Origin of the sequence: Rhizobium mulingense, assembly GCF_029194105.1 — a bacterium.
Classification (GTDB): Bacteria; Pseudomonadota; Alphaproteobacteria; order Rhizobiales; family Rhizobiaceae; genus Rhizobium; species Rhizobium mulingense.
Genome location: NZ_JARFVE010000015.1, coordinates 21,552 through 45,955, shown reverse-complemented (window position 1 = coordinate 45,955; position 24,404 = coordinate 21,552). Strand labels below are relative to the sequence as shown.

Below are 24,404 nucleotides of genomic sequence, written 5' to 3'. Positions count from 1 at the left end.
GTCATGATCCCCGACGTCAAACCCACCAGCGTGCTTTATCTCAGCGGCGTCTCCGTTTCCTTCGATGGTTTCAAGGCGCTGAATTCGCTGTCGATCGTCATCGAACCGGGCGAGCTTCGCGCCATCATCGGCCCGAATGGCGCCGGCAAGACGACGATGATGGATATCATCACCGGCAAGACAAGGCCCGACGAGGGCGAGGTGTTTTTCAACGGCACGATCGATCTCACCAAGAAGGACGAAGCCGATATTGCCCAGCTCGGCATCGGCCGCAAATTTCAGAAGCCGACGGTCTTCGAAAGCCACACGGTCTGGGACAATCTGGAGCTGGCGCTGAACCGCCGCCGCTCGGTCTTTTCGACGCTGTTCTACCGGCTTGCAGGTGAGGACAAGGCGCGGATCGAAGAAATTCTCGAAACGGTGCGGCTGACCCACCGGCGCGACGAGCTGGCAGCCAATCTTTCGCACGGGCAGAAGCAGTGGTTGGAGATCGGCATGCTGCTCGCGCAGGAACCGAAGTTGCTGCTCGTTGACGAGCCCGTTGCCGGCATGACGGATGCGGAGACGGCGGAAACGGCGATCCTCCTCAAGGACATCGCCAAGACCCGTTCGGTCGTTGTCGTCGAACACGATATGGGCTTCATCCGCGACCTCCGCGTCAAGGTGACATGCCTTGCCGAAGGCTCGGTGCTGGCGGAGGGCTCAATCGATTTCGTAAGCTCCGATCCGAAAGTGATCGAGAACTATCTGGGGCGGTGACGAATGCAACTACAGGCTTGAACCCGATGAGAGAACAAGCTCTAAAACGAGCGGGGTTTATCGTGGGGTTTCAACATGGCTTTTCTCGGTATTCTGGTCATGGCGATCAGCGGCGCGGCTGTCTGGTACTGGCGCTTGAAAATGATGCGTGAGGCGGGAAGCGAGATCATCGATTCCGTCGAGCGTATGCGGGGGGCCTTTAAACGCGGAAAGTTGCGCAAGCAGGCCGAGGCAGCGCCACTGGCCTCGATCGCCGATCCGGTGATTGCGGCGGTGGCCTTCTTCTTCTGCCTTGCCAAGGAAAAGCCGATCCATCTCGACGCGGCGAAGGATGTCGTCCGCAACCGCATGAAAGGCATCATCCGTCCGGGCGATATGGAAGAGGTGCTGGTTTTCGGGGAGTGGGCGTCTAAGAACGTCACCAGTCCCGAAGATCCGATCCGCCGGTTCCGGGATATCTGGCTAAAGGCGCTCGACATGCAGGAGCGTCAGCAACTGATCGGCATTGCCGAGGACGTGGCCGCCGCTGGCGGCGAGAGGACGAAAGAACAGGAGTACGCCTTGCAGATGCTGAGGCGCACGCTGATGAACTGATGGGGAATGGGTGAACGGATGCTGACAGTCGAAAACGCAAATCTGCACTATGGCGCGGCGCAGGCGCTGCGCGGCATCTCGATCAAAGCGGAGATGGGCAAGATCACCTGCGTGCTGGGGCGCAACGGCGTCGGCAAGAGTTCGCTTCTGCGCGCGGTCACCGGCCAGCATCCGCTGTCGGCCGGAACCGTCACCTTCAACGATACCAGGTTGAACGGCCTGCCGCCTTTCGCCCGCGCCAAGCAAGGCATCGGCTACGTGCCACAGGGGCGGGAGATTTTCCCGTTGTTGACGGTCAAGGAAAATCTCGAAACCGGCTTTGCCCCGCTTGGCCGGAGCGACCGCAACATACCCGATGATATCTTCAGCCTCTTCCCGGTGCTGAAGTCGATGTTGTCGCGTCGCGGCGGCGATCTCTCTGGCGGGCAGCAGCAACAGCTGGCGATCGGCCGCGCCATGGTGACGCGGCCGAGGATCCTCGTGCTCGACGAGCCGACTGAGGGCATCCAGCCGTCGATCATCAAGGATATCGGCCGGGCAATCCGTTATCTGCGTGATTCCACCGGCATGGCGATCCTGCTCGTCGAACAATATCTCGATTTCTGCCGGGAGCTTGCCGACTACGTTTACATCATGGATCGCGGCGAGATCGTGCATGAAGGACTTGCCGAGACGCTGGACACGCCGGAGGCTCGCCGTCATTTGACCGTTTGACCGGCAGATGCCGTATTTTGCAGCAGCGAGCACGACGTTTTCAGGCCTTCGCCCGTCGCCAAGAGGTCTGTTCGGGACGGCATGGGAATTGCTTTGCTTCCGTCACCCGTGCGATCGAATGAACCGGTAGCGCGACCGAAAGGGACGTATGATGATTGCGGTGGAAGGCACGAGACCGCAAAGAGCGGAGGGGCGCGGACATCTGGCGGCAAAGCTGCTCGGCGGCCGTACACGCATCCGTGAACTCTATCAGGAGGGCGCGGCGAAGATCCGCCTGCCGGATACGTTCGATGCCTCGATGGAAGCCGTCATCATCAACACATCAGGCGGGCTGACTGGCGGCGACCGGATGGACTGGAGCGTCGTCGCCGGCGCCGGCACGAAGATCGACGTCACCACCCAGGCCTGCGAAAAGATTTACAAAGCATCGGCCGGCGTCGCAGAGGTGACGACCCGCATCGAAGCCGGGCCGGGGGCGCGGGTCGACTGGCTGCCGCAGGAAACGATCCTGTTCGACCGGGCGGCGCTCTTCCGCCGGCTCGATGTGGATCTCGACGAGAGCGCCGAATTTCTGGCGGTAGAGGCCGTGCTCCTTGGTCGCAAGGCAATGGGCGAAACGGTAGACACGGGTTTCTTTCGCGACCGCTGGCGCATTCGCCGCTCGGGTCGGCTGATCCATGCCGAGGAGCTCAGGCTATCCGAGGGCGTTGCGGCGCTGGCGGCGCGCCAGGCGGTGCTCGGCGGGCAGGTTGCCTTGGCGACGCTGTTTTATGCGGGGCCGCTGGCCGAAGCCTATCTCGGTCGAGTCCGACCGCTCGTCGAGGAAATGAGTGGCGGTGCGAGCGCCTGGAGCGGTAAGCTGGTCGTTCGCCTTGCGGCGGCCGATGGCTTCACGCTGAGAAAAATCCTGATCCCTGTCATTTCCGTCTTGCGCAACGGTGCGCCTGTGCCGAAAGTCTGGAATCTCTAAAGCTAAGCATCAAGCAGATGGGCAAGCAATGAACCTCACTCCGAGAGAAAAAGACAAGCTGCTGATTTCAATGGCGGCAATGGTGGCGCGGCGGCGGCTCGAGCGCGGCGTCAAGCTGAACTATCCCGAAGCGATCGCGCTGATCAGCGACTTCGTCGTCGAAGGCGCCCGAGACGGCCGTCCGGTCGCCGAGCTGATGGAAGCCGGCGCTCATGTGATCGGCCGCGATCAGGTGATGGAAGGAATTGCCGAGATGATCCACGACGTGCAGGTGGAGGCGACATTCCCGGATGGCACCAAGCTCGTCACCGTTCACGAACCGATCAGGTGAGGAAAAAGAATGCTGGAGCTCAGACCCAATTGCGAATGCTGCGACAAGGATTTGCCGCCGGAAAGCGCCGAGGCGCGGATCTGCACCTATGAATGCACCTTCTGTGCCGATTGCGTGGATCGAGTGCTGAAGGGCGTCTGCCCGAATTGCGGCGGCAATCTCGTCGCAAGACCCATCCGGCCGGCGGCGATGCTCGCCAAACATCCGGCGTCGACGAAACGCGTGTTGAAGGCTGAGGGCTGCGCGCCCAGAGCGGCGTGAGGAGGACGAGAATGATTCCGGGCGAAATCATTGCCGCGAACGGCGACATCGAACTCAATGCCGGCGCACCGACGGTGACGCTGGAGGTTTCCAACACCGGCGATCGGCCGGTGCAGGTCGGCAGCCATTATCATTTCGCCGAGACCAATGCCGGACTTTCTTTCGACCGGGCGGCGGCGCATGGCAAGCGGCTGGATATCCCAGCCGGAACGGCCGTGCGCTTCGAGCCGGGACAGACGCGTTCCGTGACGCTGATCCCGCTTGCCGGCAAGCGCGAGGTCTATGGTTTCCGTCAGCTGGTGATGGGCAAGCTTTAACGGGAGGGATGCATGCGTTTGAACATCTGCCTCGTCGGGGCGGCGATGCTGCTAGCCGCGGGCGGTGCCTCTGCTCAGGACATCGATTGCCAGAATCCTAAGACGCAATCGGACATGACATCCTGCGAGGCGGCGCGCCATGAGACCGCCGACAAAGCTCTGAACGCGCAATACAAGAAGACCCGCGCTGCTCTGGCCGCGATCGACAAGGATCTCGACGGCGACATGAAGGGCGCGGAGCAGGCGCTGGTCAAGGCGCAGCGCGCCTGGATCGATTATCGCGACGCCGAATGCGACGCCTTCGGCTTCCAGGCTCGCGGCGGCACGATGGAGCCGATGCTGGTCGCCGGATGTCTCGCCAACATCACCGACAAACGCACAAAAGAGCTGAAAGAGCTCGAAGACACGATGAGCAACTAGGGTGATTAGCAAGATCGTGATTGTCGGCAATGGCGAGGTCGCAGAGGCGGGAGCAGGCATCATTGATGCCGCCGATTTCGTCATCCGCTTCAACGATTGCCGTTCCTATGGCGCCGGCGGCAGCCGGACGGATGCCGTTGCGGTCTGCAATACCGGCCGGCCGGCAACGGCGATGCTCGGCTCGCGAGAATGGCGCGCCCATCCCGGCGTCGTTTCGGCTCGCGAAATCTGGAGCGTGCGCGATCCGGACAAATTCGCGGCCATGCGGGCGCCGCTTGCCGTCTCGCATCCCGATCTCGACGATTTCTGCGACGACTATACGGAGGCATTCGGCGCTTTCTGCTCGGAGGCCGGCAAGAAGCATGTCGTGATCGACCGATCGATCCACGAAGCCGTTGATGCCTCGCTCTCGGCCTTTGTGCCTGGGGACTATGTCGTCCCCAGCAGCGGTATGATCGTCATCGCCGAAGTGCTGAGCAAATTTCCCGATGCCGAGGTTATTTTGGCCGGGTTCGGTCACGCCGGGTGGGAATGGCACCCGTTTGCCGCCGAACGGCAGCTTGTCGATAGTTACGTCGCCGTGGGCCGCCTCAAGCGGCTCGGCGAAAAAACACTTGTCTCTTCCTCCTACGGAGCCTGATGGATGCCCTATAAGATCTCACGCGCCGCCTATGCCGGCATGTTCGGACCGACCACCGGCGACAAGGTGCGCCTTGCCGATACGGAGCTCTTCATCGAGATCGAGAAGGATTTCACCACCTATGGCGAGGAGGTGAAATTCGGTGGCGGCAAGGTGATCCGCGACGGCATGGGCCAGAGCCAGGTGACGCGGGCGGACGGCGCGGTCGATACTGTCATCACCAATGCAGTGATCGTCGATCACTCCGGCATCTACAAGGCTGATATCGGGCTGAAGAACGGGCGCATCGCTGCGATCGGCAAGGCGGGCAATCCCGATATGCAGCCCGGCGTCAACATCATCGTCGGCCCGGGCACGGAGGCGATTGCCGGCGAGGGGAAGATCGTGACGGCCGGCGGCATGGACAGCCATATTCACTTCATCGCGCCGCAGCAGATCGAGGAGGCGCTGATGTCGGGCATGACCTGCATGCTCGGCGGCGGCACGGGACCGGCGCACGGCACGCTCGCCACCACCTGCACGCCCGGCCCCTGGCATATCGCGCGGATGATCGAAGCGGCCGACGCCTTCCCGATGAACCTCGCTTTTGCCGGCAAGGGCAATGCGTCGCTGCCGGGCGCGCTGACCGAGATGGTGCTGGCCGGCGCGACGTCGCTGAAGCTGCACGAGGACTGGGGCACGACACCTGGTGCCATCGACTGCTGCCTGTCGGTCGCTGACGACTATGACGTGCAGGTGATGATCCACACCGATACGCTGAATGAAAGCGGCTTCGTCGAGGATACGATCGGCGCCATCAAGGGCCGCACCATTCACGCCTTCCACACGGAAGGGGCGGGTGGCGGGCACGCGCCGGATATCATCAAGATCTGCGGCCAGCCGAACGTCATCCCGTCGTCGACCAATCCGACGCGGCCTTATACGGTCAATACCATTGCCGAGCATCTCGACATGCTGATGGTCTGCCATCATTTGTCGCCCTCGATCCCCGAGGATATCGCCTTTGCCGAAAGCCGCATCCGCAAGGAGACGATCGCGGCCGAAGATATCCTGCACGATATCGGCGCCTTCTCGATCATCTCGTCCGACAGCCAGGCCATGGGCCGCGTCGGCGAAGTTGCGATCCGCACCTGGCAGACGGCCGACAAGATGAAGCGCCAGCGCGGTCGGCTGAAAGAAGAGAAGGGCGACAATGACAATTTCCGCGTCCGCCGCTATATCGCCAAATACACGATCAATCCGGCGATCGCGCATGGTCTCAGCCATGAGATCGGCTCGATCGAAATCGGCAAGCGCGCCGACCTAGTGCTGTGGAACCCCGCCTTCTTCGGCGTGAAGCCGGATATGGTGCTGCTCGGCGGGTCGATCGCCGCCGCGCCGATGGGCGATCCGAACGCCTCGATTCCGACGCCGCAGCCGGTGCACTACCGGCCGATGTTTGCCTCCTACGGCAAGAGCCTCACCAATTCCTCGGTCACCTTCGTCAGCCAGGCCTCGCTCGATGCCGGCCTGAAGGGCAGGCTCGGCGTTGCGAAGGAACTGTTGGCGGTGAAGAATACCCGCGGCGGCATCTCCAAGGCATCGATGATCCACAACGACCTGACGCCGGAGATCGAGGTCGATCCGGAGACCTATGAGGTCAGGGCGAATGGCGAGTTGCTGACATGCGAGCCGGCGACGGTGCTGCCGATGGCGCAGCGCTATTTCCTGTTCTAGGACCGCTCGCTCCGTGCGCGCCGGACGGTTCCGATGAAAACAGGCATCCGCTGGCTGTTGCGGATCATATTGCTGGTCGTCGCTCTGGCGACGGCCGGAACCTTCATTCCCCGGCCGCTGATCGCACCGGTCGAAGCATCGTCCGCGGTGGCAACCCACCGGATTCTGCTTCTGTCGGGAGCAATCCATACGGATATTGCGATTCCACTCGACGAGGAGACGCGCGCGGCTTTTTCCTTTCTTGATGACGGCGAATTTCCGCTCGGCCATCCGAATGCGGAATGGCTCGTTGTCGGCTGGGGCGGCCGCGCCTTCTATCTGGAAACGCCGACCTGGTCGGAGCTGAAGCCGATGCCGGTGTTGCGGGCCCTGACGATCGACCGTTCGGTGCTGCACGTGGATCTCGCCGGTCATATTGCCGAGCCGCAGCCGGCCGTTGTGGCCTTCGATATCGGGGACGAACAATTGGCGCGGCTGCGCAATTTCATCTCGGATAGTTTTGTCCGCGACGCGGGCGAGGTGAAGCTGATCTCAAACACAGGTTACGGCGAGATCGACCGGTTCTTCGAGGCGGAGGGATATTTCAACGCCCTCTTCGGCTGCAACACCTGGACGGCTGCCGCGCTCCGCTCGGCGGGACTTCGAACCGGCTTTTGGAACCCGCTTCCACCTTCGTTGCGATTATCCGTTGCTGTCTACAATTGAGACCGCGGGGCAGGCGAGTTGAAAGCGGCAAGTTCAGCAAGCTTCCGGAATACAGAGTCCTCACCTGAGCAAAAGGTCATTGGTGCTTGCATCGGCAAGCGCTATTTTGCATGGTTGTCCTTTCAGCAAACGGACATGTCATGCAGCGCGTCACCTCCTATCTCCCCGCCGGAACCCCTTCCTCCCATCCGACCGCCCAGGTCAAGCTGCCGCATGACCTGCGCCATCTGCGCCGCAAGCTGCTGCATCTCGAAAATGGCGAGATGGTCATGCTCGATCTCAAGGACCCGGTGCTCTTCGCCAATGGCGACCTGCTGGTGCGCGAGGACGGGGAGCTGATCGAGATTCTGGCAGCCGACGAAAAGCTCTTCGAAATTCGAGGACGCGACCGCACGCATCTCGTCGAGCTCGCCTGGCATCTCGGCAACCGTCATCTTGCCGCCCAGATCGAGGAAGACCGCATCGTCATCCTGCGGGACCATGTCATCCGCTCGATGCTGCAGGGCCTCGGCGCCACCGTGCTGGAGATCGACGAACCCTTTCAACCCGCGCGCGGAGCCTATCATTCCCATGGCGGCCATGCGCATGATCACGGCCATGCCGCTCATAACCACGGTCACAACCATGATCATGGGCATGATCACGGTCACGCGCACGGCCATGACCGCCAGCATGATCACAGCTGCGACCACGATCATAACCACGACCATCATCACGGCCACAAGCACGATTGAGGCGCGATGACAGGGGAACACCAACTGCAGGCATTGCTGCGCCTGACGGCGTGGCTGTCGCCGGCCTTTCCCGTCGGTAGCTTCGCCTATTCGGGTGGGCTGGAGCGGGCAGTGGCAGATGAACTCGTTATCGATGCTGCTTCGCTTGCAAACTGGATCGGCACGCTGATCGGCCATGGCGCCGTCTGGAACGATGCGGTGCTTCTGGCCGAGAGCCACAGGCAACAGGCAGATGCCGGGCGCCTTGCCGAAACCGCCGCTCTGGCCGAGGCTCTTGCCGGATCGCGTGAGCGCCATCAGGAGACCATTCTGCTCGGTGACGCCTTCCTCGCGGCGGCGCGGGCTTGGCCGGACGAAGTGTTCGAGAGGTTGTCCAGCAAGACCGCTTATCCCGTCGCGGTAGGCGCGGTTGCTGGTGCGCATGGTATAGGGTCCCAGCAGGTGCTCGCAGTCTTCCTGCACGCCTATGCCTCGCAAGCGGTTTCGTCCGGTATTCGCCTCGGCGTCGCCGGGCAGAGGGACGGTGTTGCCCTGCTGGCCGGCCTAGAAGACCACATTGTGGCGGTTGCCCGACGGGCGGCAGCGTCGTCGCTCGACGATCTCGGTTCGGCGACGGTACAAGCCGATATCGCCAGCCTGCGCCACGAGACGCAGGCGACGCGGTTGTTCCGCTCGTGAGGATATCAATTATCCGCAGAAACTGCGTCATTTGACGGTGGCGCCCGCCGCTGCCGTCGCTATCATCCGGTTCGATTGGAGTGAAACACATGAAATCAAGAAACGGACCTCTGCGCGTCGGCATTGGCGGGCCGGTCGGGTCGGGCAAGACGGCGCTGACGGAAAAGCTCTGCAAGGCGATGCGCGACGACTATTCCGTCGCCGTCGTCACCAACGACATCTATACGACCGAGGATGCCGAGGCGCTGGTGCGCATGCAGGCCCTGCCCTCGGAGCGGATCGTCGGCGTCGAAACCGGCGGCTGCCCGCATACCGCCATCCGCGAGGATGCGACGATCAATCTGCAGGCGATCGCCGGCCTCAACGAGCGCATTCCCGATCTCGACGTCGTCTTCATCGAATCCGGCGGAGACAATCTGGCGGCGACCTTTTCGCCGGATCTTGCCGATGTCACCATCTACGTGATCTCCGTCTGCCAGGGCGAGGAAATCCCGCGCAAGGGCGGGCCCGGCATCACCCGGTCCGATCTGCTTGTCATCAACAAAAAGGATCTGGCGCCCTATGTCGGCGCCGATCTCGAGGTGATGGACCGGGATGCGACGCGCATGCGCGGGAGCCGCCCGTTCGTCTTCTCGGACATGAAGCGCGGCGACGGCATCAGTTCGATCGTCAATTTTCTCAGGGAGCAGGGCGGGCTCTGAGCGGTCGGACCTGCCGCAGCAGATCGATCTCACTGATGGCGGCGAAAACGGCAAAACGAACGGGCCGGGAGTAATCTCCCGGCCCGTTTCATTATCTGGATTTTGCTTATTCCGCTGCGAAAGGCGGCAGCCGTAGAACGTTGGTGTCGTTGCCTTTGGCATTCTTGCGCTTGCCTTCCGGCTTTTCGATCGCCGTAAGGCGCTCGTCCAGCGCATCGATTTCGCTGCGGTTCTCGCGGGTAACGCGGGTGAGATCCTCGCGCGATAGCGGCAGGTCCTCCTCATCCTTCCTGCCGACCAGGCGTCCGAACATCCAGCCAAGCAGACGGGAGAGATCGTCCATGATCAGGAAGAAGGACGGCACGACGACGAGCGAGAGCACCGTCGAAACGATGATGCCGCCGATCACCGCGATCGCCATCGGCGCGCGGAACGAGCCACCTTCGCCGACGCCGAGCGCGGAAGGCAGCATGCCTGCCGACATGGCGATCGAGGTCATGATGATCGGCCGGGCGCGCTTGCGACCGGCTTCGACCATGGCTTCGACACGGGCCATGCCCTGATGGCGCATCTCGATCGCGAAATCGACGAGCAGGATGGCGTTCTTGGTGACGATACCCATCAGCATCAGAATGCCGATCATGACTGGCATGGACAGCGGATTGCTGGTGATGATCAGAGCCGCCGCGACACCGCCGATGGCAAGCGGCAGCGAGAACAGGATGGTGAAGGGCTGGATGACGTCCTTGAAGAGGAGAATCAGCACCGTCAGCACCAGCAACAGGCCCATCAACATGGCGTTGACGAAGCTCTGCTGCATCTCGGTCTGCACCTTGGTATCGCCGCTTTCGGCAAGGTGTACGGAGGCCGGGATGTTGGCCGCCTTGACGATCTCGCGGAAGCGGGCCGAAGCCGTGTCGAGCGCCACGCCCTGCGGCAGATCGGAGCCGATAGAGACGACACGGTTGCGGTTGTTGCGCTTGATCGAGCTAACGCCTTCCGAATAGTCGATGTTGGCGACGCTCGATAGCGGAACGGTGCCGCCGCTGGCGGTCTGGATCTTCAATGCGCGGATGGCGGCAAGGTCGCGGCGCATGTCGACCGCCGCCTGGACCCGGATAGGGATCTGGCGATCGTCGAGCGAGATCTTGGCAAGGGCCGCATCGACATCGCCGATGGTGGCGACGCGGATCGTCTCGGAGATCTGCTGCGGCGTAATGCCGAGGCGGGCTGCCTCGTCCTTGCGCGGGTAGACCTGCAGTTCCGGACGAGGCAGGGCGCCGTCGGCACTGACATTGGCGAGCAGCGGATCGGCGCGGAGCTTCGATTCCAGAATGCCGACGGCGTCGTTCAGGTCCTTCTCGTTCTTGGAGAGGAAGTTGAAGGAGAGGTCGCGTTCGCCGCGATCGTTGAGCTTCAGGATATGAACGTCGGGAATATCGCGCACCTTCGCGAAGACTTCCTTTTCGATATCCCATTGCGGGCGTTCACGGCCGTGGACTTCCACCTTCGGCAGCATCGGACCGATAACCGGGATGTCACCGAGCACGTCGTTGACCACCTTCTTGACCAGCGACTGGTCGAGCTTGTGGAGTGCCAGCGTAATGGTCGCACGGCGCAGTTCGAGATCGCCCTTCGGCGATGCGCCGCCGAGGACGAAGACACTTTCGACGCCGTTGATGTCCTTGACCCTGTCGTAGATCGCGTCCGCCGTCTTCTCGGTATCGTCAAGCCGCGCATTCGGCGGCAGTTCGACGGAGAGAACGATACGCGAGGCGTCTTCCGGCGGTAGGAAGCTGCCGGGCACGAACATGAACAGCGATATGACCGAACCAACCGTGAAGAGGAGGGCCACAATCAGTGTCGTGTAACGCCAATACCACTTGCGAGTCGTACCGGTGACAAGGCGGGTATAGCCCTTCATCAGCAGGCCGTCATTGTCGTGATGGTCGTCAACGCCGTCTTCGGCACGCATCAGATAGGCGGCCATCATCGGAGTGATGAGACGCGCGACCATCAGTGAGAAGAAAACGGAGAAGGCGACGGTCAGGCCGAACTGGATGAAATACTGGCCCGGAATGCCCGGCATGAAGGAAACCGGCACGAAGACGGCGATGATGGTGAAGGTGGTGGCGATGACGGCAAGGCCGATTTCATCCGCCGCCTCGATCGCCGCCCGGTAGGGTGTCTTGCCCATCTTGATGTGGCGGGCGATGTTCTCGATTTCGACGATCGCATCGTCGACAAGGATACCGGTCGCCAGCGTCAGGGCCAGGAAGCTGACGAGGTTCAGCGAGAAGCCCATCATGTCCATGACCCAAAAAGTCGGGATCGCAGACAGCGGCAGGGCGATGGCCGAAATCAGGGTCGCGCGCCAGTTCCGGAGGAACAGCAGGACGACGATGACGGCGAGCAGCGCGCCTTCGAGCAGCGTGTGGATGGCGGCTTCGTAGTTGCCGTAGGTGAAATACACCGAATCGTCGATCATCTCGATCTTCACATTCGGGTTCTCGCTTCTGACCTTGTCGAGGCTCTGCGCTACGGTTTCGGCGACGCTGACCTCGCTGGCACCCTTCGAACGGAAGACGCCGAAGGTGACCACAGGCGTATCGTTGAAGCGCGAGAAGGATTTCGGCTCTTCATAAGTGTCCTTGATGACGCCGAGGTCGGACAGCTTGACGAAACGGCCGTTCGGCAGCGCGATCGTCGTGTCGGCGAGCTCGGCGACATTGCGGGCGTCGCCGAGGACGCGGATCGCCTGTTCGCTACCGGCCACTTGGCCGCGGCCGGAGCCGAGGTCGACGTTGGTGCCGCGCAGCTGCTGGTTGACGCTTGCCGCGGTGATGCCATGGGCATCGAGCTTGGCGGGGGTGAGTTCGATACGCACTTCGCGCTCCGCGCCGCCGTAACGGTCGACGCGGCCGATACCGGCCTGCCCCTGGAGGGCGCGCTTGACGGTATCGTCGACGAACCAGGAGAGTTCTTCGAGCGACATGTCGGGCGAGGAAACGGCAAAGGTCTGGATCGCCTGGCCCTCGACGTCGACCTTGGTGACGATCGGCGTTTCGGCCGTCGCCGGCAGATCGCTGCGGATGCGATCGATCGCGTCCTTGACGTCCTGCACAGCCTGTTCCGTCGGCACTTCCATGCGGAACATGACGTTGGTCTGCGAGCTGCCGTCGGTCACCGTCGACTGGATCTCGTCGATTCCGGTAATCGAGGCGATCGCGTCTTCGATCTCCTTCGTCACCTGCATTTCGAGTTCGGCCGGCGAAGCGCCGCTCTGTGTCACGCTGATCGAAACCAGCGGCACGTCGATGTTCGGGAAGCGCGTGATCGGCAGCGTGTTGAAGGACTGAATGCCGATGAATATCAACAGGCAGAAGGCCAGCAGCGGCGCGATCGGATTTCGAATGGACCAGGCTGAAAAATTCATCGGATGGTCTCTTTAGTTGGAAGCCGAGGGCTGTTCACGCACCGGCGTGATGTGGTCGCCGTCGCGGACATAGGCGCCCGCCTTGGCCACGACCTCATCGCCGCTCTTCAATCCATAAACGATCTCGACATAGGCCCCGTCCTGGATGCCGGTCTCGATCTTGGCGAATTTTACCACACCATCCTCGACCTTGCGGGCCGACGAGCCTTCATTGCCCGTCAGGACCGCAGTCAGGGGAAGCGAGACGCCCTCGGTTTCGCGGACGATGATCTCGGCGCTGCCATACATGCCGGAACGCGCCTTGCTGTCATCGTCGATGGAGATATGGACGAGGCCGAGGCGGGTCACCGGATCGACGGTGGGAGACACCAGGCGCACGGCGCCAGAAAGCTTTTCACGGCTGCCGGAAAGGGAAATGGTCGCCTTCTGGCCGGCCGCGATCCTGACAATGTCGCTTTCGGCGACTTCGGCGACCAACTCGATATCGCCATCGCGAATGATGGTAAACAGCGGATCGCCGTTCCCGGCAGCGATCGCGCCGACCTTGGCATTCTTTGCAGAAACCACGCCGGAAACCGGCGTCTTCACGTCGGTGCGGGCGAGCTTCAGATCGGCGTCGGCGATTTGGCTGTCGAAGACCTTGAGATCGGCTTCGGCGACCTCGATCGCCTGTTCGGCGGAGACGACGCGGGCATTGGCGGCAGCGGCGGTCGCATCGGCCTGCTCGACCTGGGCGGTGGAAACGGTGCCCTTCTTGACCATTTCCTGGGCGCGGGCCTGCTGCTGCCTTGCCTGTTCGGCATTGGCCTGCGCCTCGATGAGCTGGGCGCGCAGCTGGGCGAGGCTGGCCTCACCCTTGGCCTTGGTCGCCATCATCTGGCTCTTCTCCAGAACCAGCGCGTCGTCGTTCAGCGTCGCCAGGGTGCTTTCGGCCCGAACCTTGTCGCCGATATCGGCTTTCAGCGTGCGGATCGAAAGACCCTCCACTTGCGGCTGGATATAGACTTCCTCCACGGGCTTGAGTGTTCCGGTGCCGATGACACGGTCGACGAGGGTGCGATTGACAGCTGTGGTGACGACGATCGCCGGCAGGTTCTGCTGCGGCTTTGCGACCGGCGTTTCCTGCGAAAAGGCGGTGGTTGCAGCCACCGCCGCTGCAAAAAAGGTGGATACGCTTAAAATTCCAGTCGGCTTGCGTGCCATGCGTTTTCGTCCAATCTCATCAGAAGGTTAGCCGAACTCGCGCGTTTGCCATTGAGCTCGCGACTAGGCCACTGCCTTTCCAGCATTCTCAGGGGTATCCACACATCATTTGCCGTCTTCATCCCTCCCGGCAAATCGGCTTCTAGTTGGTATCGATTTGCTCGAAATGCAAGCCCGGCAGAAAACAATTCCCCATGAGCCGATAATAATTACCATCAGAACCTGAATCAATCATCGTAGGGTTATGCGAACATAACGATGATTGATCCTGCTTCTCCCCGAATGACGTTTGACGCCATCTAAATGCGACAGCTGCAAGGCGTTTTTTTCGGTGCGGGAAAAACGAAACGCGCGGGAAAATGTCCCCCGCGCGGTTGCCTCAAATGCTGCAGTCCTTACTTGGATGCGGCGTCGGTGATCTCGTGCGTCCAGGCACCCGATGGCTCTTTGCTGATGATCTTCTGATCGAGCAGCGCCTTTGCCGTGCGGGCATAGAGTGCCTCGTCCAGTTTGCCGGAGCCGTCGCCGACGAGCTTGGCGACTTCGCCCATCATGCGCTTCTGGTGGTTTTCGTCTTGGCCGCCATTGTCCACGACGATCTCTGCCGCCTCATCCGGGTTCTCAGTCGCATATTTCCAGCCCTTCATCGAGGCGCGGACGAATTTGACCATCTTCTCCTTGAAGGCTGGGTCCTTCAGCTTGTCTTCCATGACGTAAAGACCATCCTCGAGCAGGTCGTTGCCCATCTGCGTATAGTTGAAGACTGTCAGTTCTTCCGGCTTGAAACCGGCATCGATCGCCTGCCAATATTCGTTATAGGTCATGACGGAGATGCAGTCGGCCTGCTTCTGCACGAGCGGCTGCACGTCGAAGCTCTGCTTCAGCACGGTGACGCCGTTCGGGCCGCCTTCGGTGGACAGGCCGAGCTTGTTCATCCAGGCGAAGAAGGGATACTCGTTGCCGAAGAACCAGACACCGAGCGTATGCCCCTTGAAGTCGGCCTCGGTTTTAACAGGGCCATCCTTGCGGCAGACCATTTCCAGGCCGGATTTCTGATAGGGCTGGGCAATGTTGACGAGCGGAACGCCCTTTTCGCGAGCAACCAAAGCGCCGCCCATCCAGTCGACGATGACATCGGCGCCGCCGCCGGCGATCACCTGCTCGGGGGCGATATCGGGGCCACCCGGCTTGATCTCGACGTCGAGGCCTTCCTCCTTGTAGAAGCCCTTGTCCTTGGCAACGTAATAACCGCCGAACTGGCTCTGCGTGACCCATTTCAGCTGCAGAACCACCTTATCGGCGGCCATCGCGTGGGCCGCTGCAAGCGACATGGCGCTCGCCATCATTGCAACCATCAACTTTTTCATTTTCTTGTCCTTACCCTCTGAAGTTATGCCCGGATCTCATTTGCGAAGCCCGCGCGCGCCTAGCCACCACGGATAGACGGATGCCAGAACGTCACCGCCCGTTCCGTCAGGGCGATGATGCCATAGAAAATCGAGCCGGCCAGCGCCGCAACGGCGATTTCCGCCCAGACCATGTCGACATTCATGCGGCCGATCTCGGTGGAGATGCGGAAGCCCATGCCGACGATCGGCGTCCCGAAGAATTCCGCAACGATGGCACCAATCAGCGCCAGCGTCGAGTTGATCTTCAGTGCGTTGAAAATGAAGGGCATGGCTGCCGGCAGCTTGAGCTTGAACAGCGTCTGCCAGTCGCTCGAGGCATAGGTGCGCATCAGGTCGCGCTCCATGCTGCCGGAGGCGGCGAGGCCGGCGACGGTATTCACCAGCATCGGGAAGAAGGTCATGATGATGACGACGGCGGCCTTTGACGGCCAGTCGAAGCCGAACCACATGACCATGATGGGCGCGATGCCGATAATCGGCAGGGCCGATACCATGTTGCCGATTGGCAAGAGGCCGCGGCGCAGGAAAGAGACGCGGTCGGCCAGCACCGCGACGACGAACCCGCTGAGGCAGCCGATGACATAACCGATCAGTACCGCCTTGAAGATCGTCTGCCTGACATCCGCACCGAGAATTGGCAAGGAGGTCATGATGCGGGCGCCAATGGCACTCGGCGGCGGCAACAGGATGAAGGGGATGCCGGCACCGCGCGTGATCGCCTCCCAAAGAATGAGAATCCAGGCGCCGAAGATCGCCGGAATCAGCAGCTGGAGCGTCGATTTGCCGAAAGTGGTGACAGGCTGCAGCTTCGAAAGCTCGGTGACACAGCGCCAGGCAAGCAGCCAGGAGGCAAAGAGCAGCAGGAAGAAAGCCCGCGTAGCCGTCGCCTGATTGCCGGAAAGAGCAGAAAGCAGCATCCAGGCGGCGCCATGAGCGCCGATGAACAGCCCAGTGGCGCGGTAGGCCGGCGGCTGCGGCGCGAAAGACAGGAGAGCGGCCGCGGCGACGATGATGAGGATGAGGCTCGCCGTCCCATCGCTCAAGGGTCGCGACGCACCGTCGGCCAACAGCGGCAGGCTCATCAGTGCCAAAAGGCAGAGGAGGAGGGCGACGATGCCCTGCCAGGAGAAGCTCAGATGTCTCATGCCAGTCTCCCGCCCATGGCGCGATCAACCATCTTGCCTGCAAGACCGACGATCGCGACAAGGATTCCCGCCAGCAGCGATCCGGCAACGAGAGCTGCCCAGATATCGATGGTCTGACTGTAATAGGAGCCGGCAAGCAGTTTGGAGCCGATGCCGGCGGTCGCACCGGTCGGCAGTTCGCCGACGATGGCGCCGACGAGGCTTGCGGCGATGGCGACCTTCATCGAGGTGAAAAGGAAGGGAATCGAGGCAGGGACGCGCAGTTTCCAGAAGGTCTGGATCGGGCTGGCATTATAGGTGCGCATCAGGTCGAGATACATGATTTCGGGCGAGCGCAGCCCCTTCACCATGCCGACGGCGACCGGGAAGAAGGAGAGGTAGGTGGAGATCAGTGCCTTGGAGACGAGGCGGGAGGCGTCGGAATCGAGATTCAGCAGATGCGCCAGTGCATTGTCACCTGTCAGCACGTTGTAGGAGATGATGACAATCATCGGCGCGATGGCGAGGATCGGTATCGTCTGGCTGGCTACCAGCCAAGGCATCAGTGAGCGGTCCATGGCGCGGTTGTGCACGATCAGCACGGCAAGAAGAATGCCGAGCAGCATGCCGAAGCCAAACCCGAGGAGGGTGGAGGAGAGCGTCACCCAGCTGTGATAGACGAGGCTGCGGTTGCTCGAGAGGCTGCGCAGGACGGTGTTCTCATAGACGTTCTGGGCCACCTGATGCGGCGCCGGCAAGATCGGCTTCGGCTGCGACAGCGTCTTGCCGATGAATTCCATCGTGGTCGGTGTTACGCCGGCGCGGCTATCCATGTCGCGCTGGAATGGCGCATTCATGAGAATGGCGGCGACATACCAGATGGCGATGAGGGCGAGCAGAATGGCGGTGACCGGGATGACCTTGTTCTTGAGGGTGTCGGGTCTCATAACGACTGCCCCCATTTTTGGACGCCCGATGCGCAGCCGCCTCCTCTAGCTTCGGAGTGCAATCGCCTAAACCTCATGGCTATGCCCCGTCCTCAGCCCCTCGCGGACGCGGTGGGCGATTTGCAGGAATTCCGGGGTGTCGCGGATGTCGAGCGGGCGTTCGGCCGGAAGGGTGGAGTCGATCACGTCGGTCACGCGGCCAGGGCGCGGCGACATCACCACGATCTTGGTCGAGAGATAGACGGCCTCCGGGATGGAGTGGGTGACGAAGCAGATCGTCTTGTTGGTGCGGGCCCAGAGTTTCAGCAGTTCTTCGTTCAGATGATCGCGGACGATCTCATCCAGGGCTCCGAAGGGTTCGTCCATCAAGAGCAGGTCGGCATCGAACGCGAGTGCGCGAGCGATCGAGGCGCGTTGCTGCATGCCGCCGGAAAGCTGCCAGGGAAATTTCTTTTCGAAGCCGGAGAGACCGACGAGGTCGAGCGCCTCGGCGATCCGCCTTGTCCGGTCAGCGCCCCCATAACCCATGATCTCCAACGGCAGGGCGATGTTGTTTTCGATGGTGCGCCAGGGATAGAGCGCCGGTGCCTGGAAGACATAGCCGTAGGCGCGGGCCCTGCGGGCCTGCTCCGGCGTCATGCCGTTGATCGAGATCTCGCCCGACGTGCTCTTCTCGAGATCGGCGATGACACGCAGGAAAGTCGTCTTGCCGCAGCCCGACGGGCCGATGAAAGAGACGAAGTCGCCCTTACGGACATCGAGATTGACGTCGCTCAGCGCCCGCACCGGGCCGTCATTCGCCTGGTAGGTGAGACAGAGGTCCTTGGCGGATACGACGGAGGGTGCTTGCATCAATGCGACCGATCTTGTTTTCCCCGCCGGAAGGCGGTTTGCATGTTACCATAGCTGCCAGCTCTGCCGGCGGCGCAATTGTTGGAGGAAGAAAATGGACGCGACATCAAAACCCACCTGCCACATCGTTCGGCCGAACCATGCCTATGATGGCAAGCAGGGGCTCAGCTATTTCGAAGGGATAGCGGCCGAGACCGTCGGCGCCAAAGGCATCTGCATGCATCTCCTGACGATCCCGCCCGGCGTGCGTGCTAAAGCGCATCTGCACGAGGCGCATGAGACGGCGATCTATGTGCTCTCCGGCGAAGCCCATACTTGGTACGGCGACCGGCTGGAGCATCATGTCATCACCCATGCCGGCGAGCTCTTCTACATCCCGGCCGGTGTGCCGCATCTGCCGGCGAACCTCAGCAGCACGCCCTGCACGGCGGTCATCGCCCGCACCGATCCCCACGAGCAGGAAAGCGTCATGCTTCTGCCGGAACTGGACGCGCTGGTGCCGGCGTAAGCTTATCCGCATGGAGGCGTCGGTTCCCGGTTGATGGCCGTGTCGGAGGTGATCATCGTCATACGCCGGTTGCCGGGATGCCGCTGCGTTCCACCTTGCGCGGAGAGGTGATCTCCTTCCAGGTGGACAGTGCTTTGCTGACAGCTGTGACCGGTTCACGCCTCACGAACTCGCCGTGACCCTCGCGGGTCTTGATCGTGCTTTCCTCGATCGCCACCACACCGCGCGTCAGCGTGTAGCGCGGCAGGCCGGTCACTTCCTTGCCCTCGAAGACGTTGTAGTCGATCGCCGACTGCTGGGTCTTGGACGAGATAACCTTCGAACGGTTCGGGTCCCAGACGACGATATCGGCATCGGCGCCGACTAGGATTGCGCCCTTCTTCGGATAGATGTTGAGGATCTTGGCGATGTTGGTCGAGGTGACGGCGACGAATTCGTTCATCGTCAGCCGGCCGGTATTGACGCCGTGGGTCCAGAGCATTGGCATGCGGTCTTCAAGACCGCCGGTACCGTTCGGGATCTTGGTGAAGTCGCCGACGCCGAAGCGCTTCTGCGCCGTCGTGAAGGCGCAATGGTCGGTCGCAACCACCTGCAGCGAACCGGAGGCAAGCCCGGCCCAGAGACTGTCCTGATGCTGCTTGCTGCGGAAGGGGGGCGACATGACGCGGCGGGCGGCATGATCCCAGTCGGGGTTGGAATATTCGCTCTCGTCGAGCGTCAGGTGCTGGATCAGCGGTTCGCCATAGACGCGCATGCCCTTGGCGCGGGCCCGGCGGATTGCCTCGTGCGCCTGTTCGCAGGAGGTATGGACGATATAAACCGGGCAGCCGGCCATGTCGGCGATCATGATGGCGCGGTTGGTGGCCTCGCCCTCGACTTCGGCGGGGCGGGAATAGGCGTGCGCCTCTGGGCCGTTATTGCCCTCGGCGAGCAACTTTGCCGACATCGAAGCGACGACGTCGCCATTCTCGGCATGCACCAGCGGCAGCGCGCCGAGTTCGGCGCAGCGTTGGAACGAAGCGAACATCTCGTCATCGTCGACCATCAGCGCGCCTTTGTAGGCCATGAAATGCTTGAAGGTGTTGATGCCCTTGTCGCGGACGATGGTCTCCATCTCCTTGAAGACCTGCTCACTCCACCAGGTAACCGCCATGTGGAAGGAATAGTCGCAATTGGCGCGGGTCGATTTGTTGTCCCACATGGTCAGCGCTTCGAGCAGCGATTGGCCCGGGGCGGGAAGAGCAAAATCGACCACCATGGTCGTGCCGCCGGAAAGGGCGGCCCGCGTGCCGCTCTCGAAATCGTCGGAGGAATAGGTGCCCATGAAGGGCATTTCCAGATGGGTATGCGGATCGATGCCACCAGGCATGACGTAACAGCCGGAGGCGTCGAGCGTTTCGTCGCCCGAGAGGTTCGGAGCGATCTCGACGATTTTGCCGCCGTCGATCTTGACGTCCGCCTTATAGGTGAGGTCGGCCGTGACGATGGTGCCGTTCTTGATGACTGTGGTCATGATCGTTGCCTATCCTTATTTGTGAATGCGGCTGGCGAATAGAAGCCGGGCGGTTCGGGACTGAATTCGAGCCGCCCCCGCAAGGCCGCAAGGATCGTTTCGAGTACGGAGCGCCGCTCGCGCGAGATTTCCTGATTCCAGAAGCGCAGTACCGAATAGCCATTGGCATTGAGCCATTCGGTTCGGCGTTGATCCGTCGCGCTGTCGGCGTGCTGGAAGTCATCGACTTCGACGATCAGCCGTTCCTCACGACAGAGGAAATCGACGATGAATGGGCCAAGCGGAACTTGTCGAGTGAACTTATAACCGTTGAGGCGACGGGCGCGCAGATCGCTCCAAAGGTGGTATTCTTCTTCGGTTTCGTTTTGGCGAAGCTGGCGGGCTTGTGCGGTTTTCGCGGGACGATGCTTGCGTATATCCTGTTTGATAATTTTAGTCGCGCCCGGAGCCCCCTCATCCGCCCTTCGGGCCCCTTCTCCCCGAGGGGAGAAGGGGGAAGCCGCGACGTCCACCAATCCCTTCTCCCCAGCGGGGAAAAGGTGGCCCGAAGGGTCGGATGAGGGGGCTCCGGGCGCTACATTGGACATCACGCCACGATCTCCGCCGTCTCGACCACCGCATGGAACAGCACATCGGCGCCCGCCGTCGCCCATTCCTTGGAAATCTCTTCCGCCTCGTTGTGGCTGAGCCCGCCGACGCAGGGGCACATGACCATGGTCGCAGGCGCGACCTTGGCGGCCCAGCAGGCGTCGTGGCCGGCGCCGGAGATGAGGTTCATATGGGTGTAACCGAGGCGCTCGGCGGCGGAGCGGACTGCAGTGACGAGCTTTTCGTCGAAGGTGACGGGCGCAAAATGGCCGATCGCCTCGACGGAACAGCCGACACCCAGCGCGTCGCAGATGCCAGGCGCTTCCGCCTCGATCTTTGCCCGCATGCGGTCGAGCTTGGCTTTATCGGGCGAACGGATGTCGACGGTGAAGACCACTTTGCCCGGCAGCACGTTGCGGGAGTTCGGGGAGAAGAAGACTTGGCCGACGCCGCCGACGGCACCCGGCTGCTCGCCCACCGCCACGCCCTGCACCATTTCCAGGATGCGTGACATGGCAAGGCCGGCATTGACGCGCATGTTCATCGGCGTCGAGCCGGTATGGGCTTCCTTGCCGGTCAGCGTGAATTCCAGCCACCACAGGCCCTGACAGTGGGTGACGACGCCGATCTGCTTGTCCTCGGCCTCGAGGATCGGGCCCTGTTCGATGTGATATTCGAAATAGGCGTGCATCTTGCGGGCGCCGACCTCTTCGTCGCCGACCCAGCCGATGCGCTTCAACTCGTCGCCGAACAGATTGCCCTCGGGATCGCGGCGATTATAGGCAAAGTCGAGGCTGTGGACGCCGGCAAAAACGCCCGAGGCCAGCATCGCCGGGGCAAAACGCGCGCCCTCCTCGTTCGTCCAGTTGGTGACGACAACAGGATGCTTGGTCTTGATGCCGAGATCATTCATCGTGCGCACAACTTCGAGGGCTGCGAGCACGCCGAGCACGCCGTCATATTTGCCGCCGGTCGGCTGGGTGTCGAGATGCGAGCCGACATAGACGGGCAGGGCATCGGGATCGGTGCCGGCGCGAGTGGCGAACATCGTGCCCATGCGGTCGACGCCCATGGTCAGGCCGGCCTCGTCGCACCATTTTTTGAAGAGGCTGCGGCCCTCAGCATCCGAATCCGTCAGCGTCTGGCGATTGTTGCCGCCGGCAATGCCGGGTCCGATCTTCGCCATGTCCATCAGACTGTCCCAGAGACGGTCGCCATTGACGCGCATGTTCTCGCCTGGTGCTGCCACCATTTTTATGCCCTCACCCGTTTGCGGCAGTCATGCAAGGGGCATGCCCGCCTGTTCCCGTGGTCTATTCCGCGCTCTTATTGGTTTTATCGAGCGCCGGAAAATCGCCAGTTGCCTTTGTTTTTCATCTGGCGGATAATTTGACCGATTGGTAAACATTACAACTTCCACCGCCGGGCTCAAGACGAAAATCACGAAAATTGCCGATAAAAATACGGGCAGTTGCTCAAGAAAGCGGCCGGTGTGCCTCCAGCCGAAACTTGAGCGAAGAAGTTGAATTTCAAGGGGGAACGACAGTCTGTGACCATACCGAGAGCAGCGAAAACCCTGAGGCGGACGCGAATCCAGGAGGAGAAGGAAGAGCAGATCCTGGAAGCGGCGCTCGACGTGTTTTCGGCAAGCGGCTTCCGCGGCTCGACCATCGACCAGATCGCCGAAGTGGCCGGCATGTCGAAACCGAACCTGCTCTACTATTTCCGCACGAAGGAAGCCATGCATCGGGCGCTGATCGACCGGGTGCTTTACACCTGGCTGGAGCCGCTGCGCGCCTTCGATGCCGACGGCAATCCGGAAGAGGAAATCCGCAGCTATATCAGACGCAAGCTGGAAATGGCGCGCGACTTTCCGCGTGAAAGCCGGCTCTTTGCCAATGAGGTGCTGCAGGGCGCGCCACATATCGAGGACGAGCTGAAGGGTCCGCTGAAGGAACTGGTCGACGAGAAGGCTGAGGTCATCCGCGCCTGGGCGAAATCGGGCAAGATCGTCAAATGCGACCCCTACCATCTGATCTTCTCCATCTGGTCGACGACCCAGCATTATGCGGATTTCGACGTGCAGGTGCGCGCGGTGCTTGGACAGGACCATGCCGGCGAAGGCCGCTTCGAGGATGCGGCGCGGTTTCTGGAACAGCTCTTTATTGGCGGGCTGCGGCCGGATCCCTCCGAGAGCTGACGTTATTGCCTTTTCGGCAGCGGTATGCGGGCGAGAGTATCCGTTACGCCTTCCATCGTATAGGGCTTTTGCAACATGGGCGCGTCCGCTGTTTGCCTGGGTGATGCCTTCGGCACCCCTTACGGCGCGCTTTTCAATCCATCAGGCGAGGCAGATTTGCCGCCAATATATTGATGGCGAGGCGCACCTTCGGCAGCATCACCGGCGATCTCGGCCACACGGCATAGGCTTCGAAAATGGTGGACGGCATATCGGTCAGAACCCGCACGAGTTCACCTGACAGGACCCTGTCCCGCACCAGCCAGCAGGTCAGCCAGGCAAGCCCCCGGCCTTCGACGGCGGCGTCCGCTATCGAGGCGAGATCGTCGAGGCGCAGCCGCGATTTCGGCAGAACTTCGCGCGGGGGACCGGCGGCGGCCGGGAAGATCCAGGCCCTGTCATTGTCACCCCTGCGATAGACGATACCCTGATGGCGGGTGAGGTCGTCGAGCGTTTGCGGCACGCCATATTTTTCCAGATAGGCAGGCGAGGCGCAGACCGTCATGGATTGCCGGGCGATCGCCCGCGCCATCAGGTCGGGATTATCCTTCAGCGGGCCGTTGCGGACGGCAAGATCGAAGCCGTCCTCCAGGAGGTCGACGACGCGATCGCTGAAGGAGAAGTCGAGTTCGAGATCCGGGTGATCGTCGAGCAGGCGGGTTAGGATCGGGACGGCGCAATGGCGTCCGAACAGCACCGGCATCGATACCCGCAGCCTGCCGCGGACCTCGCGCCTGCCCGATTCGAGCTGGGCCTCACCGATCCGGATTTCCTCGATGGCTCTCAGACAGCGCTCATAGAAGAACCGGCCTTCGTCGGTCAGGCTTTGGGTCCGGGTTGTGCGGTTGAAGAGCCGGACGCCGAGCCGCTGTTCGAGCCTTGCGATCGTCTTGCTGACTGCCGAACGGGTAAGATGGAGCCGTTCGGCAGCGGCTGAGAAACCGCCGGCTTCTGCCGTCTGGACGAAGATCGAAATTCCCTTTAGCTGCTCCAAATTTGTTTCCATTGCGGCACCATTCTGTCGATTTATTATCGCAACAGAGGA

The 24,404-nt window shown here is 61.7% G+C and carries 26 protein-coding genes; 16 read left to right on the top strand and 10 right to left on the bottom strand.

Annotated elements, in window-relative coordinates:
* The first annotated feature begins 3 nt into the window (after nt 1–3).
* The 14 genes from urtD (at nt 4) to ureG (ending at nt 9,540) form a co-directional block, all read left to right on the top strand.
* On the top strand, nt 4–759 hold the full coding sequence (urtD, locus tag PYR71_RS26865) for an urea ABC transporter ATP-binding protein UrtD (protein WP_275621555.1): 756 nt from the start codon (nt 4–6) through the stop codon (nt 757–759).
* A 75-nt stretch (nt 760–834) separates the two neighbouring features.
* Nucleotides 835–1,353 (top strand): hypothetical protein, encoded by a 519-nt coding sequence (locus tag PYR71_RS26860; RefSeq protein ID WP_323115750.1) that lies wholly within the window; start codon nt 835–837, stop codon nt 1,351–1,353.
* 18 nt (nt 1,354–1,371) lie between these two features.
* Nucleotides 1,372–2,067 carry an urea ABC transporter ATP-binding subunit UrtE gene (urtE, locus tag PYR71_RS26855; RefSeq protein WP_275621553.1) on the top strand — a complete coding sequence of 232 codons (696 nt, stop codon included), beginning with the start codon at nt 1,372–1,374 and terminating at the stop codon, nt 2,065–2,067.
* A 148-nt stretch (nt 2,068–2,215) separates the two neighbouring features.
* Entirely contained in the window at nt 2,216–3,037 is an 822-nt protein-coding gene (locus PYR71_RS26850) for an urease accessory protein UreD (protein WP_275621552.1), read from the top strand.
* A gap of 28 nt (nt 3,038–3,065) precedes the next feature.
* Nucleotides 3,066–3,368, top strand: coding sequence for an urease subunit gamma (locus PYR71_RS26845; RefSeq protein ID WP_003561955.1), 303 nt, complete (start codon nt 3,066–3,068; stop codon nt 3,366–3,368).
* A 9-nt stretch (nt 3,369–3,377) separates the two neighbouring features.
* Nucleotides 3,378–3,629, top strand: a complete 252-nt coding sequence (locus PYR71_RS26840; protein WP_183911990.1) for a DUF1272 domain-containing protein — start codon at nt 3,378–3,380, stop codon at nt 3,627–3,629.
* 11 nt (nt 3,630–3,640) lie between these two features.
* On the top strand, nt 3,641–3,946 hold the full coding sequence (locus PYR71_RS26835) for an urease subunit beta (RefSeq protein WP_183911992.1): 306 nt from the start codon (nt 3,641–3,643) through the stop codon (nt 3,944–3,946).
* A 12-nt stretch (nt 3,947–3,958) separates the two neighbouring features.
* Nucleotides 3,959–4,366 (top strand): lysozyme inhibitor LprI family protein, encoded by a 408-nt coding sequence (locus PYR71_RS26830; protein WP_275621551.1) that lies wholly within the window; start codon nt 3,959–3,961, stop codon nt 4,364–4,366.
* A 16-nt stretch (nt 4,367–4,382) separates the two neighbouring features.
* Entirely contained in the window at nt 4,383–5,006 is a 624-nt protein-coding gene (locus PYR71_RS26825; RefSeq protein ID WP_275621620.1) for a Urease operon accessory protein, read from the top strand.
* Between the two features lie 3 nt (nt 5,007–5,009).
* On the top strand, nt 5,010–6,722 hold the full coding sequence (gene ureC / locus PYR71_RS26820; RefSeq protein ID WP_183911996.1) for an urease subunit alpha: 1,713 nt from the start codon (nt 5,010–5,012) through the stop codon (nt 6,720–6,722).
* A 33-nt stretch (nt 6,723–6,755) separates the two neighbouring features.
* Nucleotides 6,756–7,427: a TIGR02117 family protein gene (locus PYR71_RS26815; RefSeq protein ID WP_275621550.1), complete on the top strand. Its 672-nt coding sequence runs from the start codon at nt 6,756–6,758 to the stop codon at nt 7,425–7,427.
* A gap of 140 nt (nt 7,428–7,567) precedes the next feature.
* Nucleotides 7,568–8,161: an urease accessory protein UreE gene (locus PYR71_RS26810; RefSeq protein ID WP_275621549.1), complete on the top strand. Its 594-nt coding sequence runs from the start codon at nt 7,568–7,570 to the stop codon at nt 8,159–8,161.
* Between the two features lie 6 nt (nt 8,162–8,167).
* On the top strand, nt 8,168–8,839 hold the full coding sequence (locus tag PYR71_RS26805) for an urease accessory protein UreF (RefSeq protein ID WP_275621548.1): 672 nt from the start codon (nt 8,168–8,170) through the stop codon (nt 8,837–8,839).
* An 89-nt stretch (nt 8,840–8,928) separates the two neighbouring features.
* Entirely contained in the window at nt 8,929–9,540 is a 612-nt protein-coding gene (gene ureG, locus PYR71_RS26800) for an urease accessory protein UreG (protein ID WP_183912004.1), read from the top strand.
* Between the two features lie 106 nt (nt 9,541–9,646).
* Here ureG and PYR71_RS26795 read toward each other — a convergent pair whose 3' ends face one another.
* The 6 genes from PYR71_RS26795 to PYR71_RS26770 form a co-directional block, all read right to left on the bottom strand.
* Entirely contained in the window at nt 9,647–12,976 is a 3,330-nt protein-coding gene (locus tag PYR71_RS26795; protein ID WP_275621547.1) for an efflux RND transporter permease subunit, read from the bottom strand.
* A 12-nt stretch (nt 12,977–12,988) separates the two neighbouring features.
* Nucleotides 12,989–14,179, bottom strand: coding sequence for an efflux RND transporter periplasmic adaptor subunit (locus PYR71_RS26790; protein WP_275621546.1), 1,191 nt, complete (start codon nt 14,177–14,179; stop codon nt 12,989–12,991).
* A gap of 395 nt (nt 14,180–14,574) precedes the next feature.
* The gene (locus tag PYR71_RS26785; RefSeq protein WP_275621545.1) at nt 14,575–15,546 is read right to left on the bottom strand and encodes an ABC transporter substrate-binding protein; all 972 of its coding nucleotides are present in this window, start codon (nt 15,544–15,546) and stop codon (nt 14,575–14,577) included.
* Nucleotides 15,547–15,605: 59 nt separating this feature from the next.
* Complete coding sequence (locus PYR71_RS26780) at nt 15,606–16,733, bottom strand: ABC transporter permease (protein WP_275621544.1); 1,128 nt, start codon at nt 16,731–16,733, stop codon at nt 15,606–15,608.
* A complete protein-coding gene (locus PYR71_RS26775) occupies nt 16,730–17,659 on the bottom strand; it encodes an ABC transporter permease (protein WP_183912014.1) in 930 nt (309 codons plus the stop codon). The genes PYR71_RS26780 and PYR71_RS26775 overlap by 4 nt, the downstream gene beginning before the upstream one ends.
* Before the next feature lie 66 nt (nt 17,660–17,725).
* The gene (locus PYR71_RS26770; RefSeq protein WP_275621543.1) at nt 17,726–18,511 is read right to left on the bottom strand and encodes an ABC transporter ATP-binding protein; all 786 of its coding nucleotides are present in this window, start codon (nt 18,509–18,511) and stop codon (nt 17,726–17,728) included.
* Nucleotides 18,512–18,605: 94 nt separating this feature from the next.
* On the opposite strand from PYR71_RS26770, the gene PYR71_RS26765 reads away from it, so the two are divergent.
* Nucleotides 18,606–19,019 (top strand): cupin domain-containing protein, encoded by a 414-nt coding sequence (locus PYR71_RS26765; RefSeq protein WP_183912018.1) that lies wholly within the window; start codon nt 18,606–18,608, stop codon nt 19,017–19,019.
* 58 nt (nt 19,020–19,077) lie between these two features.
* Here the strand turns inward: PYR71_RS26765 and hydA are convergent, their stop codons facing one another.
* Genes hydA through PYR71_RS26750 form a run of 3 tightly spaced genes read right to left on the bottom strand, consistent with a single transcriptional unit; the run spans nt 19,078 to nt 22,372 of the window.
* A complete protein-coding gene (gene hydA / locus PYR71_RS26760) occupies nt 19,078–20,532 on the bottom strand; it encodes a dihydropyrimidinase (RefSeq protein ID WP_275621542.1) in 1,455 nt (484 codons plus the stop codon).
* Nucleotides 20,529–21,119, bottom strand: coding sequence for an endonuclease domain-containing protein (locus PYR71_RS26755; protein WP_275621541.1), 591 nt, complete (start codon nt 21,117–21,119; stop codon nt 20,529–20,531). The genes hydA and PYR71_RS26755 overlap by 4 nt, the downstream gene beginning before the upstream one ends.
* Nucleotides 21,119–22,372, bottom strand: a complete 1,254-nt coding sequence (locus tag PYR71_RS26750) for a Zn-dependent hydrolase (RefSeq protein ID WP_275621540.1) — start codon at nt 22,370–22,372, stop codon at nt 21,119–21,121. The genes PYR71_RS26755 and PYR71_RS26750 overlap by 1 nt, the downstream gene beginning before the upstream one ends.
* A gap of 270 nt (nt 22,373–22,642) precedes the next feature.
* Between PYR71_RS26750 and PYR71_RS26745 the strand changes: the two genes are divergently transcribed.
* The gene (locus PYR71_RS26745; protein WP_275621539.1) at nt 22,643–23,320 is read left to right on the top strand and encodes a TetR family transcriptional regulator C-terminal domain-containing protein; all 678 of its coding nucleotides are present in this window, start codon (nt 22,643–22,645) and stop codon (nt 23,318–23,320) included.
* A gap of 133 nt (nt 23,321–23,453) precedes the next feature.
* On the opposite strand, the gene PYR71_RS26740 is transcribed toward PYR71_RS26745, so the two are convergent.
* The gene (locus PYR71_RS26740) at nt 23,454–24,353 is read right to left on the bottom strand and encodes a LysR family transcriptional regulator (protein ID WP_183912028.1); all 900 of its coding nucleotides are present in this window, start codon (nt 24,351–24,353) and stop codon (nt 23,454–23,456) included.
* Nucleotides 24,354–24,404 lie beyond the last annotated feature (51 nt).